At 62.6% G+C, this 15,399-nt stretch carries 13 protein-coding genes; 2 read left to right on the top strand and 11 right to left on the bottom strand.

Translation table 11 applies throughout. The features are described 5' to 3' along the window. Positions 1-44: 44 nt before the first annotated feature. The 9 genes from QWJ46_RS27020 to QWJ46_RS27060 form a co-directional block, all read right to left on the bottom strand. On the bottom strand, positions 45-1,676 hold the full coding sequence (locus QWJ46_RS27020) for an ABC transporter ATP-binding protein (RefSeq protein ID WP_302755215.1): 1,632 nt from the start codon (positions 1,674-1,676) through the stop codon (positions 45-47). Continuing rightward, positions 1,669-2,496: an ABC transporter permease gene (locus tag QWJ46_RS27025; protein WP_085780699.1), complete on the bottom strand. Its 828-nt coding sequence runs from the start codon at positions 2,494-2,496 to the stop codon at positions 1,669-1,671. Before QWJ46_RS27025 ends, QWJ46_RS27020 begins: the two co-directional genes overlap by 8 nt. Beyond that, complete coding sequence (locus QWJ46_RS27030) at positions 2,493-3,500, bottom strand: ABC transporter permease (protein WP_184460015.1); 1,008 nt, start codon at positions 3,498-3,500, stop codon at positions 2,493-2,495. The genes QWJ46_RS27025 and QWJ46_RS27030 overlap by 4 nt, the downstream gene beginning before the upstream one ends. Positions 3,501-3,595: 95 nt before the next feature. After that, positions 3,596-5,185, bottom strand: coding sequence for an ABC transporter substrate-binding protein (locus QWJ46_RS27035; protein ID WP_302755218.1), 1,590 nt, complete (start codon positions 5,183-5,185; stop codon positions 3,596-3,598). A gap of 115 nt (positions 5,186-5,300) precedes the next feature. Then, positions 5,301-6,083 carry a carnitinyl-CoA dehydratase gene (locus QWJ46_RS27040; RefSeq protein WP_302755220.1) on the bottom strand — a complete coding sequence of 261 codons (783 nt, stop codon included), beginning with the start codon at positions 6,081-6,083 and terminating at the stop codon, positions 5,301-5,303. Positions 6,084-6,090: 7 nt separating this feature from the next. Further along, complete coding sequence (locus tag QWJ46_RS27045) at positions 6,091-8,145, bottom strand: acetate--CoA ligase family protein (protein ID WP_302755222.1); 2,055 nt, start codon at positions 8,143-8,145, stop codon at positions 6,091-6,093. A 4-nt stretch (positions 8,146-8,149) separates the two neighbouring features. Beyond that, complete coding sequence (locus tag QWJ46_RS27050) at positions 8,150-9,310, bottom strand: acyl-CoA dehydrogenase family protein (RefSeq protein WP_302755224.1); 1,161 nt, start codon at positions 9,308-9,310, stop codon at positions 8,150-8,152. Positions 9,311-9,320: 10 nt separating this feature from the next. Continuing rightward, positions 9,321-10,811, bottom strand: a complete 1,491-nt coding sequence (locus QWJ46_RS27055) for a carnitine 3-dehydrogenase (RefSeq protein WP_302755226.1) — start codon at positions 10,809-10,811, stop codon at positions 9,321-9,323. A gap of 7 nt (positions 10,812-10,818) precedes the next feature. Further along, a complete protein-coding gene (locus QWJ46_RS27060; protein WP_302755228.1) occupies positions 10,819-11,721 on the bottom strand; it encodes a 3-keto-5-aminohexanoate cleavage protein in 903 nt (300 codons plus the stop codon). A gap of 103 nt (positions 11,722-11,824) precedes the next feature. Here QWJ46_RS27060 and QWJ46_RS27065 point away from each other — a divergent pair, with 103 nt between their 5' ends. Continuing rightward, on the top strand, positions 11,825-12,817 hold the full coding sequence (locus QWJ46_RS27065; protein ID WP_302755229.1) for a GlxA family transcriptional regulator: 993 nt from the start codon (positions 11,825-11,827) through the stop codon (positions 12,815-12,817). Here QWJ46_RS27065 and QWJ46_RS27070 read toward each other — a convergent pair. Further along, entirely contained in the window at positions 12,792-13,700 is a 909-nt protein-coding gene (locus tag QWJ46_RS27070; RefSeq protein WP_302755230.1) for a LysR substrate-binding domain-containing protein, read from the bottom strand. The two genes, QWJ46_RS27065 and QWJ46_RS27070, sit on opposite strands and share 26 nt — an antisense overlap. A 79-nt stretch (positions 13,701-13,779) precedes the next feature. On the opposite strand from QWJ46_RS27070, the gene QWJ46_RS27075 reads away from it, so the two are divergent. Next, positions 13,780-14,673: a DMT family transporter gene (locus QWJ46_RS27075; RefSeq protein ID WP_302755231.1), complete on the top strand. Its 894-nt coding sequence runs from the start codon at positions 13,780-13,782 to the stop codon at positions 14,671-14,673. A 158-nt stretch (positions 14,674-14,831) separates the two neighbouring features. Here the strand turns inward: QWJ46_RS27075 and QWJ46_RS27080 are convergent, their stop codons facing one another. Further along, positions 14,832-15,266, bottom strand: a complete 435-nt coding sequence (locus QWJ46_RS27080; protein WP_184460006.1) for a hypothetical protein — start codon at positions 15,264-15,266, stop codon at positions 14,832-14,834. Positions 15,267-15,399: the final 133 nt, after the last annotated feature.

Below are 15,399 nucleotides of genomic sequence, written 5' to 3' on the forward strand. Positions count from 1 at the left end.
ACCAAGCCATCAAATCCGGATGAGTGCCGGAAGATTTCGAGCCTTCAATTCCCGGCGCTTGCCATCTTCCGCGTCGTCAGCACCCGCTCCAGCCAGCCGATCTCCATCTCCGGTACGGATTTCAGCAACAGGTCGGTGTAATCGTCGAAGGGCGGCGATAGCGCTTGGGATTTGGGACCGAAGCGGACGAGCTTGCCGCGATGCATGACCGCCACGCTGTCGGCAATCGCCCGGACGATCGCGATGTCATGGGTGATGAAGATATAGGATAGTTGCTCCTCTTTCTGCAGGCGCAGCAGCAGCTTCAAAATACCTTCCGCCACCAGCGGATCGAGCGCAGAGGTCGGCTCGTCGCAAAGGATGAGCTCAGGCTTTGCTGCAAGGGCTCTGGCGATCGCCACGCGCTGCTTCTGGCCGCCGGAGAGTTCGGCCGGGTAGCGATCGACGAAGCCCTTGCCCATTTCGATCTGGTCGAGCAATTCCTTCACCCGGGCGGTCTTTTCCGCACCTCTCAGGCCGTAGTAGAAGGTCAATGGCCGGCCAATGATGTCGCGCACCGTCTGGCGCGGGTTCATCGCCGTATCGGCCATCTGATAGATCAGCTGAATGCGCCGGAGATCATCGTTCGTCCGGCTCTTGAGAGCCGGCATCAGCACCGTGCCGCCAAAGACAATGCGGCCGCTGCTCGGCGGCAAAAGTCCGGTGATGACGCGCGCCAGGCTCGATTTTCCCGAGCCGGATTCGCCGACGACTGCAAGTGTCTGCCCCTTCGGCACGTGCAGCGAAACGTCGTGGAGGACCTTGAAGCCATTGGAATATTCGGCGCTGACATTCTCTATCCTGAGAAGCGCCGCGGACTGGTCGGCCGCCTCCTCGCGATAGGCTTGCCTGACATTGACAAGTGCGCGCGTATAGTCTTCCCGCGGCGCCTCGATGATCTGCTGGACACTGCCGTATTCCACCTGTTGGCCATGGCGCAGGACCATGATGTCGTCGGAGATCTGAGCGACGACGGCAAGATCGTGGGTGATATAGAGGGCGGCCGTATGGGTTTCTTCGATCGCATGTTTGATCGCCGCCAGCACGTCGATTTGCGTCGTGACGTCAAGTGCCGTGGTCGGTTCGTCGAATACGATAAGTTCAGGGTTAGGGCAGAGCGCCATCGCCGTCATCGCCCGCTGCAGCTGACCGCCGGAAACCTGGTGGGCAAAACGCTCGCCGAAGGTCTCCGGATTGGGCAGGCCGAGGACGCGGAACAGGTAGAGCGCGCGCTTGCGCGCCTCGTCCTTGCTCATCAGCCCATGTTTGACCGACGCCTCGATCACCTGATCGCCGAGCCTGTGCGCCGGATTGAAGGCGGCCGCGGCCGATTGCGCGACGTAGCAGACCCGGGCGCCGCGGATTTTCTGGATGCCGTTCTTGCCGAGCGCCAGAATGTCGGTACCGCCGAGCCGCACCTCGCCGCCGGTGATTTCGGCGCCGCCGCGGCCATAGGCCAGTGCCGAGAGGCCGATGGTCGACTTGCCGGCGCCGGATTCTCCGATCAGGCCGAGAACCTTGCCCTTCTGAAGATCGAAGGAAACGCCGTCGACGATCGTCACGCGCTTCGGCGGTTCGCCCGGCGGATAACTGGTCGCCTCGATCTTCAGATTGCGGACGGAAAGAAGCTCAGGCATCGCCGCGCCCTCCCTTGAGGCTGGATGTGCGTTTCAGGAGCCAGTCGACGACCAGATTGACGCAGATGGCGAGCACGGCGATCGCCGTACCCGGTACGAGGGCGGCAGATATGCCGAAGATGATGCCATCCTTATTGTCCTTGACCATGCCGCCCCAATCGGCGGCGGGCGGCTGAATGCCGAGGCCGAGGAAGGAAAGCGTCGAGAGGAACAGGATCGAGAAGGCGAAGCGCAGCCCGAACTCGGCCAAAAGCGGCGACAGCGTGTTCGGCAGGATCTCGCGGAAGATGATCCAGAGCTTGCCTTCGCCACGCAGCTTCGCCGCCTCAACGAATTCCATCACCGCGACATCGAGCGCCACGGCGCGGCCGAGACGATAGACGCGGGTGGAATCCAGAACGGCCATGACGAGGATCAGGACGACGATATTCTGCGGCAGGACCGCCAGCACCACCAGCGCGAAGATCAGCGTCGGGATCGACATCATCAGGTCGTTGAACCGCGAAAAGACCGTGTCGATCAGCCCGCGCGACACCGCTGCCGTAAAACTCAGGATGACACCGAGCGAGAAGGAGATGATCGTGGCGGCGGAGGCGACCAGCAGCGTCGTGCGCGCGCCATAGATCAGCCGCGAGAGGATGTCGCGACCGAGATTGTCGAGGCCGAAGAGATACTTATCGTCAGGCAGCTGCCAGACGTCGCCGACGACCTGCGTTTCGCCATAGGGAGCAATCCAGGGCGCAAAGAGCGCAAAGATGAAGGCGAGGGCGATGCCGGCCATGCCGATCCAGGCGGTGATGGGGATGTCTCTTGCTCTCATCTCGGATGCCTCAGCCTGGGATTGGCGATGATCGCCAGAATATCGGCCGTCATGTTGAGGAAGATGTAGACGGCCGCGAAGATCAGGCCACAGGCCTGCACGACTGGCATGTCGCGTACGGTGACCGCATCGACCATATATTGCCCCATGCCGGGGTAAACGAAGACCACCTCGACGACGACGACGCCGACCACGAGATAGGCAAGGTTCAACGCGACGACATTGATGATCGGCGCGAGCGCATTCGGGGCGGCGTGTTTGACGATGGCGCGGAAGGCGCTCAAACCCTTCAGTTCGGCGGTCTCCATATAGGCCGAGGACATGACGGAGAGGATCGCTGCCCGCGTCATGCGCATCATGTGCGCGAGCACGACGAGAACCAGGGTCGCCGTCGGCAGGGCGATCGCCTTCAAGCGCTCGACCAAGCCCATGCTGTCATAGACCGTCGCCGGGAAGGTCGCCATGCCGAACTTCACAGCGAAAAACAGGATCAGCAGGTAGCCGATGAAGAATTCCGGCAGCGAGATCGCCGCCAGCGAGATGACGTTGATGATCTTGTCGGGCATTCGATTGCGAAAATGCACCGACAGCATGCCGAGGCCGACGGCGAGCGGCACTGAAATGACAGCCGCGAAACCCGCCAGGAAGAGCGAATTGCCGAGTCGCTTGCCGATCTGCTCGCTCACCGAGTTCTTGCTGGCCCAGGAGGTGCCGAAGTCACCCTGAACGGCACTGCCGAGCCATTCGACATAACGCGTCGTCACCGGGCGATCGAGCCCAAGGTCCCGACGGATATTGGCGACCGCCTGCGGCGTCGCCGACTGGCCAAGATAGGTGGTGGCAAAATCGCCGGGCAGGGCTTCCAGCCCGCCGAAGATCAGGATGGACACCGCAAAGAGCAGGACAATGCTGAGCACGAAGCGCTCGAGAATGAGGGCCAACAGCGGAAAACGCTGCCGGAACCGGAGACCGGGCAGGACATTGCTTGGGGCAGGATTGGTCATGGCGAAGACCTAGCGCTGAAACGTCGGGAGGACCGCGGGTTTTGTCCCACGGTCCCGGCTTCGTTGGGGATCGGAAGGGCGTGCGCCCTTCGCCGCTAGGCGTCCAGCCAGACACGGGTTGCGACGTAACCGTTCGACATATCGTTGCCGATGTCATGGACATAACCCTTCACCTGCTTGGTGGAGGCGTTCACGAAGTCGTTGAACATCGGCAGGATCACGCCGCCCTCGTCGCGCACCATCATCGCCATGGTGCGATACATATCCTTGCGTTTGGCTTCATCAAGCTCGGCGCGCGCCTGCAGCAGCAGCTTGTCGAAGTCAGGGCGCTTGAACTTGGTGTCGTTCCAGTCCGCCGTCGAGAGATAGGCGGTGGAATACATCTGATCCTGTGTCGGCCGCCCGCCCCAATAGGAGGTCGAGAAAGGCTGGACGTTCCAGACGTTGGTCCAGTAGCCATCACCCGGTTCGCGTTTGACCTCGATGTCGATGCCGGCCTTTTTGCAGCTTTCCTGGTAGAGGACAGCCGCATCGACGGCGCCGGGGAAGGCGACTTCGGAGGTGCGCAGGAGAACCGAACCGCTATGACCTGACTTCTTGTAGTGGAAGGCGGCCTTGTCGGGATCGTAGGTGCGCTGCTCGATGCCTTCGGGGAAGAGCGCATAGGTGCTGTTGATCGGGAAGTCGTTGCCGACCTTGCCGTAGCCGCCGAGGATCTTCTGCACCATGGTCTCGCGATCCATGGCGTATTTGAGCGCCAGGCGCAGGTCGTTATTGTCGAACGGCGCCTTATCGCAATGCATGATGAAGACATAATGGCCGCGGCCGGCTGTCGAGAGAATCTCGACGTTGGGTGCGCGCTTCAACAGGCTGACGGTCTTCGGGTCGACACGGTTGATGTAGTGCACCTGGCCCGACGACAGGGCCGCGATGCGGGCGGTGGCGTCGTTCATGCCGATGATCTCGATCGAATCGACGTAGCCGCGGTCGGTGCGCCAGTCGTCCTTGTTCTTCTCGAAGGTGGCGCGGACGCCGGGCTCGAAGCTCGTCAGCTTGTAAGGTCCGGTACCGATCGAGGCCAAGGGATCGTCGACGCCGCCATTCGGCTGGATCACCAGATGGTAATCCGACAGCAGCAGCGGCATATCGGCATTGCCTTCACTGAGCGTCAGGACGAGATTGCCGCCATCGGCCTTGATCTCCTTGATCGAGCCGAGAACGCCCAGCGCGCCTGATTCCGAGCTTTTGTCGGTGTGGCGCTTCAGCGTTGCAACGACGTCGTCGATCGTCAGTTCCTTGCCGTTGTGGAACTTGACGCCCTTGCGGATCTTGAAGGTCCAGGTGACCGCATCCTTTGACGGCTCCCAGGATTCGGCGAGCGCCGGCACGGCAGCCCCAGTCAGCGGATCGGATTCGACCAGCATATCGCCCCAGCAGCGGCCGACGCAGAACATGAACTGCGACAGAAATTTCGCCGGATCCTTGGAATCGGTGGCGGCACCGCCTTCCAAGCCGAGCTTCAGATGGCCGCCGCGCTTCGGTTCGGCGGCTTCTGCGCTTTCGGTGAAAAGCTTGTCGGCGACGGCAAGTGTGATGCCCGCCGCCATGGCGCGTCCCATGAATTCGCGGCGGCTGAGCCCGCCGGCGGTGACGCGGCTTGCGAGATATTTCGTATAGTCGTTCATTCCCCAGTTCCTTCTTTGGTGCGTTGACAGAACTTCCGGGCAGGATCGCAGGCGGTTTCCTCTCCACCTCCGGTGCCCGCATCATGCGGGAAAATGCGCGGTTGCCGCCGCCTCCTTATCGTCCTTTCCAAATGGGGCTTCGCTTCTCCGCGAAAGCCCGCGCGCCTTCCAATTGGTCTTCGCTCGAATAGAGCCGATCGACGGTCGCAAACTGCCTTTTGGTGATCTTATTCATCGCAGTCTGGAACGTCGAACCCTCCGCTTCGCGCACGATTTCCTTGATGGCCGCATAGACGAGCGGCGGCCCGCTTTCGAGCAGCCGGGCAAGCTCCCAGGCCCTCTCCATCACCCGCTCGGCCGGCAGGATCTCATTGACGAAACCCCAGCGATGCGCCTCATGAACGTCGAGCCAGCGGCCCGTTAGAAGCATATCCATAGCAATGTGGTAGGGGATGCGCTTCGGCAGCTTGATCGAAGCGGCATCGGCGACCGTGCCCGAGCGGATTTCCGGCAGGGCGAAGGTGGCATGCTCAGAGGCGATGATCAGATCGGTCGAAAGCGCGATCTCCAGCCCGCCGCCGCAACAGATGCCATTAAGCGCTGAGATGACCGGCTTATTGAGGTCGCGCAGTTCCTGCAGACCGCCGAAACCGCCGACGCCGTAATCGCCGTCGACCGCATCGCCAGCGGCGGCAGCCTTCAGATCCCAGCCGGCACAGAAAAACTTTTCGCCCGCGCCCGTGACGATGGCGACGCGCAATTCCGTGTCGTCGCGAAAATCTTGGAAGATCGATCCCATGACGCGGCTGGTCGCAAGGTCGATGGCGTTCGCCTTCGGCCGGTCGATGACGACTTCCAGTACTCCGCCGTCACGTCGTGTACGAATGTGGTCGCTCAAACCTATGCTACCTCCTTCGCCGTATGAGAGCATCGACTGCAACAACACCGCGCCCTTCGGGAAGAACCATCAAGGGATTAAGGTCCAGTTCCTCCAGGCGCACCGCGTTCTTTACGACATATTCTGCCGTAGCTGCGACGGCGTCTATAGTGGCTTCGAGATCGCCTTTCGGTCGCCCGCGATAGCCATGCATCAATTTCGCAATTTTGAGACGCGAAATCGCCGCACGAATATCGGCTTTCGTCGCCGGAAGCGGCAGGACGACGGAATCTTCGACCAGTTCGACGAAGATTCCGCCCGCTCCCAATGTCAGCGACAATCCGAAGATCGGGTCGCGGCTGGCGCCGACAATGAGCTCGGCGACCGGCGGATCGATCATCTTCTCGACGAGGTATCCGCCATTCGACGGCATTTTCGCCGCCGCGTTCAACACGGCCTCACTATCCTTGAGGTTGAGCGCGACAGCGCCGGCCTCGGTCTTGTGCGCAATGCCGAGCCCCTTCAGCACGACGGGAAAACCGAGCCGCTCGGCCTGCTCGGCGGCTTCACGGGGAGAAAAAGCCTGCAGCCCCCAGGGAACAGGGAGGCCGCAGGCAGCAAGTTCCGTTTTCGCGTCGGCTTCCGTCAGCGTCTCGATTTCGCCGTCCACGGACGGCACGTCGAGCAGCGGCAGGGGAGGCGGGCGATCCCAGACCTTGCCAATACCGGCGGCGACTTCCGCCGCAATGATGGCTTCGTCGATGCCCGAGAAGGCGACGATGCCATTCGCCATCAGCCGATCGGCGACCGGCTCCGGCATATTCTCCGGAAGGGTTGAGAGAAGGCCGGCTAACGCACCGGTGGCGGAGGCCGCGGCGATCACCGCGTCCACCGTCGTCGCCCATTCGGCCGCATCGCAGCGATCCCCGCGCGGAAAATCGAGGACGACGAGATTGAGGGCATAGCCGCCTTCGAACATGGCGCTGAAGGCTTCGGTCTGGCGTTCGAAATCGCCCCAGACGAAGGTGTGGTAGTCGAGCGGATTGGAAAGCGCCACCATCTCGCCGAGGACCCGCCGCAGACGCGGCAATTGTTGCGGCTCCAGCGCCGGGAATTCGACATCGCGGCCGACGGCGGCATCGGCCATCAGCGAAGCCTCGCCGCCGGAACAACTCATCGATGAGACCGAATGGCTTGGCAGAGGGCCGGCGACATGCAGCAGCTTCAGGGTTTCCAGCAAGGCCGGCAGGCTTTGGACACGGCCGATGCCGAGCCGGGCAAGCACGGCATCGGCCACCGCATCGCTGCCGGCGAGCGAGGCGGTATGCGACACCGCCGCGTGTTTTGCCTGTTCGGACCTGCCGACCTTCAGCACGACGACCGGCTTCTTCAACCGGCGGGCAGTGGCGGCAAGGCGTTCGAGGCCGGAGAGATCGCCGAAACCTTCGACATGAAGGCCGACCGCCGTGATGCGCGGATCGTCGATCAATGCGCAGGCGACATCGGCAAGTGATGTCTGCGCCTGGTTGCCTGCCGTCACCACATAGGCGATCGGCAACCCGCGTGCCTGCATGGTCAGGTTGATGGCGATATTGGAAGATTGTGTGAGGATCGCGACACCATATTCGATGCGCTTCATCCCGTGCTGGTCGGGCCAGAGCAGTGCGCCGTCGAGACCATTGATCAGCCCGTAACAGTTGGGGCCGAGGATCGGCATGTCGCCCGCCGCCGCCAGCAGGGCCTGCTGCAGATCTGCGCCGTCGCCGAGTTCCGCCGTCGCCTCGCTGAAGCCTGAGGCATAACAGACCGCTCCGCCGGCGCCGGCAGCAGAAAGGCTGCGCACGATGTCGACGGTGAGCGTCCTGTTGACGCCGACGAAGGCGGCGTCCGGAGCCAATGGCAGATCGGATGCGGAGCGATAACACCGCCGACCGAGCACCTCGTCGAGTTTGGGATGAACCGGCCAGATCTCGCCTGAAAAGCCCATGCGGTCGCACTGCTCGATCACCCTGCGGGCCTCACGGCCGCCAAAGACGGCGATCGTTTGCGGTCTGAGCAGGCGGTCGAGCGGGCGAGAGGTCATCGGTTCACGCTCCCAAAGGCCGAAGCAGATCGCGGCTGATGATATGCCGCTGGATCTCGGAGGTGCCGTCCCAGATCCGCTCGACGCGTGCGTCGCGCCAGAAGCGGGCAAGCGGCAGGTCGTCCATCAGACCCATGCCGCCGTAGATCTGAATCGCCTCGTCGGTGACGCGAGCCAGCATCTCGGAGGCGTAGAGCTTGGCCGAGGCGATCTGGCGGTCAGCGGGACGGCCGGCGTCGACCTGCCAGGCGGCGGCAAGCGTCAGCCAGTCGGCCGCGTCAATCTCGGTGATCATATCGGCAAGCTTGAACGAAACACCCTGATTGGCACCGATCGGCTTGCCGAACTGCTTGCGCTCGGCGGCATAGGGCAGGGCCATTTCGAAGACGCGGCGCGCCCGGCCGACGCAGGTGGCGGCAACCGTCAGCCGCGTGCCGTAAAGCCATTGATTGGCGATATCGAAGCCGCGATGCACCTCGCCCAGCACCTGGGCTTCAGGAATCCGGCAATCTTCGAAGCTCAGCGTTGAGTTGTGATAGCCGCGATGCGAAACGGAATCGTAGCCTTTGAGGATCTCGAACCCCGGAGTGCCGCGATCGACCAGGAAGGCGGTGATCTTTTTCTTGATGCCTTTCGGCGTTTCCTCCTCGCCGGTTGCGGCAAAGACGATGACGAAATCGGCGACGTCGGCATGCGAGATAAAATGCTTCGTGCCGTTCAGCACGAAGTCGCCGCCGTCGCGGCGGGCAGCACATTTCATACCGCGCATATCGGAACCGGCATCCGGTTCGGTAATCGCGAGCGCGTCGATCTTCTCGCCGCGCACCGCCGGCAGCAGATAACGTTCGCGCTGCTCGCCCTCGCAGGCCATCAGAATGCCGGAGGGCCGGCCGAAGAAAACCGTCAGCCCCAGCGAACCGCGTCCGAGCTCCCGCTCGACCAGCGTGAAGGTGAGATGATCGAGGCCGGCGCCGCCGAACTCTTCGGGGAAGTTGCAGGCGTAGAAGCCGAGCTCGATGCATTTGCGCTGGATCTCGCGGCCGAGCTCCGGCGGGACGATGCCGCTGCGCTCGATTTCGTTCTCATGCGGATAGATTTCGGTTTCGACAAAGGCGCGAACCGTGTTGACGATCATTTCCTGTTCTTCGCTGAGACCGAAATCCATGCCGCTCCTCCTATCGCCTCTGGCCGATGTGACGGCCGGCGCCTTCGGGCAGCGCCAATTCCGAATGAGCAGCGGCGATCGCCTTGATCTTGTCGAGCACAGCGGCCGGCGCCGGCACGGACTTGCCTGCCTTGCTGTTGACATGCAGCAGCATGTGCTCGGCGGTCGCGAGAGTCTCGCCCGTCGCCGTATCCTGCAGAGCGTGGAAGACATGCAGCCGCTTGTCGTCGGCGGCGAGCACCTGGCAGGTCGAATGGATCGCCTGCCCGAGCTTGGCTTCGCCGAGATGGCGGATATGGCTTTCGACCGTATAGTAGCTGTGGCCCGCCTCGACATAGGCAAGATCGACGCCGACGAGGCGCAGCAGCGCGTCTGACGTATCGCCGAAAACCTGCAGGTAGCGGTGCTCGGTCATGTGGCCATTATAGTCGACCCAGGCAGGGTTTACCTTGGTTTCGACAAGCCTCAGCGGCTTGGACGGATCGGCGGAAGCCGCCGCGTCGCCGCCCTGCGCCCAGAGCGATTGTTCGAAATCTTTCAGCAGCTTGCCGGCACCCCATCCCTTGCCGCTGTCGCCGCCCTTCAGCGCCTGGAGAATACCGACGAGATTTTCGTCACGGATGCGTTCGAGCTCCCGGATCGAAAGGCCGGCCGCCTGTTCGTCGGACTGCCGGCCGATCTTTTCGATCAGCGCATCATCGAGATCGACGACATCGGTAAGCTTGGTCCAGGGCCAGGCGAGGCAGGGACCGAACTGGGCGAGGAAGTGGCGCATGCCGGCCTCGCCGCCGGCGATGCGGTAAGTCTGAAACAGGCCCATCTGCGCCCAGCGCAGGCCGAAGGAATAGCGGATGACGTCGTCGAGCGTCTCGACGGTGCAGATGTCGTCGTGGATGAGCCACAAGGCCTCGCGCCAGAGCGCTTCGAGCAGCCGGTCGCCGACGAAGGCCTCGATCTCCTTGGCGATATGGACGCCCTTCATGCCGATCGGCGGCAGTCTTTCCATCGCCGCCTGGATCGTCGCCGCCGAAGTCTTCTCGCCGCCGACGATTTCGACCAGCGGCAGCAGATAGACGGGATTATAGGGATGGGCGACGAAGAGACGTTCGGGATATTTCATGTCCCGCTGCAGATCGGTCGGCAACAGCCCCGAGGTGGACGAGCCGATCAATGCATCGGGACGGGCCGCGGCATCGATTTGCGTCAGCACGCCGCGCTTGAGGTCGAGCCGTTCCGGCACGCTTTCCTGGACCCAGTCGGCGTCGGCAACGGCTTCCTCGAGCGTCCTGCAGAAGGTCAGCCTGCCGCGCGGCGGCAGCGGCGCGCCCGTCAGCATGGCATAGGCTTTTTCGGCATTGGCGATCACTTCGCCGACGATGCGGCCTGACTCCGGATGCGGGTCGAACACATCGACATCGATGCCGGCGAGCAGGAAACGGGCGATCCATCCGCCGCCGATGACGCCGCCGCCGATACAAGCTGCCTTGCTGATCACTGTCATGCCGCCCTCAGCGCTTCGTCAATTTGAGTTTCTTGCGGACGTCTTCCGGTCCGATGATGCGCGCGCCCATGCCTTCGACCACCTGCACAGCCTTTTCGACGAGCTGCGCATTGGTGGCGAGCTGCCCCTTGCCGATAAAGAGGTTGTCCTCCAGGCCGACGCGGACATTGCCACCGGCCAGAACCGCCGCTGCCGCATAGGCCATGGCGTTGCGGCCGATCGAAAAGGCCGAGAAGGTCCAGCTCGCAGGCACGTTGTTGACCATCGCCATAAAGGTGTTGAGATCGTCGGGCGCACCCCATGGAATGCCCATGCAGAGCTGGATCAGCACGGGGTCTTCGATGAGGCCCTCCTCGGCGAGCTGCTTGGCAAACCAGAGGTGGCCGGTGTCGAAGGCCTCGATCTCCGGCCGCACGCCGAGAGCCGTCATCTTGCTCGCCATCGCCCGCAGCATGGCCGGCGTATTGGTCATCACATAGTCACCGAGATTGAAGTTCATCGTGCCGCAGTCGAGCGTGCAGATCTCCGGCAGGCACTCGGCGACGTGGCTGACGCGCTCGCTGGCGCCCGCCATGTCGGTGCCCTTCGCATTGAGGGGCAGGGGGCTTTCGACATCGCCGAAAATCAGGTCTCCGCCCATTCCGGCGGTGAGATTGAGCACGACGTCGATATCGGCCGAGCGGATGCGGTCGGTGACTTCCCTGTAGAGATCGTTGCGGCGGCTGGCAGCCCCCGTTTCGGGATCGCGGACATGGCAGTGAACAACGGCCGCCCCAGCCTTGGCGGCGTCGATCGCGGACTCCGCGATCTGCTTGGGAGTGATGGGAACGTGGCTGGATCTGGAAACCGTATCGCCCGCGCCGGTCACGGCGCAGGTGATGAAGACATCGCGGTTCATCGCTAGAGGCATGTTTTTGTTCTCCCCGTCTTGCCGACATTACGCGCCAGGATAGATCCCGATGCTTTTCATTTTCAGAAGCATTTAGTACATTACCGGAAACAGGGAGGCGACTTTGCTGCAGCGATCGACGCAACGGCTGGACATCGATGTTCTCGTCCTGCCGGAAACGAACCTGATTCTGATCGCGTCCGTCATCGAGCCGCTGCGCGGCGCCAATCGCATCTCCGGCAGCGAGCTCTATCGCTGGCGGCTGCTGACGCCGGATGGGGCGCCGGTCCCCACCACCAGCCATATCGCGGTGCCTGCTGAAGGAATCTTCCAGGCGACGGCAGAGGATAATCCGCTGTTCGTGCTCGCGAGCTACAACTGGCGCCGAAGCGCCACGCCGGCGCTGAAGATGCAGCTCTCCCAGGCCGCCCGCTACCGCACGATGATTGCCGGCATCGAGTCCGGCACATGGCTGCTCGCCGAGGCAAGCCTGCTCGACGGACAGCCGGCGACCGTCCACTGGGAGGATTACGAGGATTTTGCGCTCGCCTATCCAGAGGTGCGGGCCGTGAAGGACCGCTTCGTCATCGACGGCAAGCGATTGACGACATCAGGCTCGCTTCCGACCGTCGACCTGATGCTCGAGATCATCAGGCAGCGGCAGGGTTATTCGCTGGCGCTCGAGGTCAGCCGACTGTTCCGCTACGAGCAGCCTTCCTTTCATGCCGACGAGCCGCTTTCGGCCGCCTCGGCGGGGCTGAGAATGCACGATCCCCGCGTGGCGCAGGCGGTGCGGCTGATGGAGGAACATATCGAGCAGCCGCTCATTTTGGCGCGGCTCGCCCGCCGGGTGGGTATCAGCGCCCGGCATCTGCAGGACCTCTTCCAGCAGAACATCGGCGCACCGCCGCATGTGCATTATCTCGCGCTGCGCTTGAATGCGGCGCGCCGCAAGGTGATCGAGACGAATGCCTCTTTCGCCGACATCGCGGCAGCGACCGGCTTCAATTCGGCTTCGGCCTTTGCGAGAAGCTACCGGGCGAGTTTTTCCGAAAGCCCGTCCGAGACCCGGCGCCGCTTGCGCCGCCGCATCACGCCACTGGCGGCGGCGACGTAGGCTGGAACGCGTCCCGTATCATCTCGGCGAGCTCGCGGATGGCTTCGGTGGAACGGTAGGTGCTGCAGCGGAGCACGACCTTCGAGGAATCGACCGGCGGGAAACCGTCTTCGGCGGTCAGCTCCCGGCAGCCGGGCGGGATGCTGCTGCGCGAAAGCGTTGTCACGGCAAGGCCCGCGGTCAGCGCATTCTTCAGTCCCGAACCCGTATCGGCGATGAAAGCAATGCGATAGTTGCGGCCGATCTGCTCCAGCGACCGGAGCGCAAAATCACGCGACCAGGTGGAGTTGCGATAGGTCGCAACGGGGAGGGGGTCGAGATCGTGCAGCCGGTGGACCATCGAGGTGACCCAGACTGTGGGATCGATGCAGATGACCTCGCCTTTCCTCTGGTCGCTCCAGTCGAAAACGACGGCCAGATCGAGTTCGTCCCGCTCCAGGGCGGCAAGGTTGCGTGATGTATAATCACAGGAGACGGTGACCTCGACCGCCGGATGGCGCACGGCGAAAGCCGCAAGCGCTGCCGGCAGCACCGTCTGACTGTATTCTTCGGGAATTCCGATGCGCACCGGCCCATCCAGCGGTTTGCTGCGGATCGTCGCGGCGGCCTCGTTCAGGAGATCGATGACCCTACGGGCATAGGGAACGAGCTGTATGCCCTGGCGCGTGAGTTGCACGCCGCGGGCGCCGCGCTCGAAAAGGGGCTCGCCAATCGCCGCCTCGAGCCTCTTGATCTGTGTGCTGACGGCCGATTGCGTGCGCCCGATGCGCTGCGCGGCCGCGGAGAAATTCGATGTCTCGGCGACGACCAAAAAGGTTCTGAGAAGGTCGCTTTCAATAACCTCGTGCACTGGCAAGCCATAGAAAAATTCGATGATAGCCATCACTACTATTCGTTTGTCTAATGTCAATTGCTGGCGCAGAAATGGGCGGCGTTCGACTTCCTTCTTTGAGAATATCCGCGTGACCATTGAAAATCCGGCCAGAGACCTCGCAGGCAGCGAGCATGAGAAGGGTGTGCTTCTCATCATTGCCGCGACCCTTGCCTGGAGCGCGAGCGGTGTTTACTCGCGGCTCCTGACCACCGACGTGTGGACGGCGATCGCCTGGCGGTCGTTGTTCGGAGGCCTGTTTCTGCTGATCCCCTGCCTTTTCCTCGAAGGGGGCATCTCGCGGCGGCAATGGCGCTCTGTCTTCCATCCATCGGGACTTGCGATGATCGCATGCCAGACCTTCAGTCAGGGCTGCTTCATCGGGGCGCTTTACATGACCACCGTCGCCAATGTGACGATGATCTATGCGACGACGCCCTTCATTGCGGCGCTATTCGGCTGGCTCATCCTCAAGGAGAGAGTGGCCGGGCGAACGATGATTGCCGGCGCCGTTTCCCTCTTCGGCGTCGGCATCATCGTCGCCTCCTCGATCGGCGGCGGCACCGGCTGGGGCGACCTCTTAGCGCTCGGCATGACCGCCTCCTTCGCGCTCGTCATCATCATTCCGCGCATCGACCCCGGCGTGCCGAGCCTGCCGCCGACCGTCGTCAGCGCTTTTCTGACGCTCGCCATCTTCGCGCCTTTCGGTTCGGTCGGCTCTCTCGATCTGCACAATTGGATCGTCCTTGCCGCCTTCGGGGCGACGAATTTCTCGCTGGCGCTGGTGCTCTTCCTCGCTGGAGCAAAGCGGATGCCGCCGGCCGAGGCAGCGCTGATCGGCACGATGGAAATCGTGCTGACGCCCTTCTGGGTGTGGCTGTTGTTTTCCGAGCAGCCGCCGATCGCCACCTATTTCGGCGGCGCGATCATCATCGGCGCCGTGTTCTGGCATACGGCGGTCGACTTCAACCGTGGCCGGCGGTAGGCCGGCTGGCTGCCGCCTATCCTCCGGTCCACTGACGCGACGGATCCAGCCGTGTTCGCTCATGCGCCGATGAGCGACCAAGCAATTGCCGGGCGGCCGTTTCCCACGGCGGCGCGGGCCACCCCTTTGATAGCTCCAGATGGCGGCCTCAGCCTCGATCAGACAAAGAACGCACGAAGCTGAGCGAAAAACCCGCCTGGTTTGTGAGCCGCCATCTTTCTTACGCGGCGAGCTAGTGTTGCAGCGCTGACGCGTTCCCCGAAATGACAAAAGCAGACCAGGTCGTGCAATTGCTCATCGCTGAGTTCGAAAAACCGCCTGGCTTCTCCATAGCTGTCGTTTTCCATTCCTGCCGCCCGCAGAATGGGATCAGCGAACGCAACAGAGATCGGCGTGTCGTCATCCCGCAAGGCAAGCCGATCTGCAATCGGCTGATATTCGGTTTCGTGAAGCGTCTTGAGAAACGGCCTGGGACTGTGTTCCAGACTGTCTGCCCACCGTTCAAGCCGTTCGCGCCTCGTCATTTCAAGGCGATTATAGGTCGTGCTGACCTTCGCGATCGTTTTCAACTGCTCGAGTGCATGCTGTTCCATTTCGGCCTCCTATCCCCGGAAAAATAGATGGTCCGCTCCCAAGAACAGCCTCGCTCAGGTCACAGCCGAAGTCCAATCACGATTGAAAACGACATCTGCCGCTGGCCAATAGATGTGATCGCAAGTGCCACGA

This window comes from Rhizobium sp. CBN3, assembly GCF_030518245.1.
GTDB classification, from domain to species: domain Bacteria; phylum Pseudomonadota; class Alphaproteobacteria; order Rhizobiales; family Rhizobiaceae; genus Rhizobium; species Rhizobium aethiopicum_A.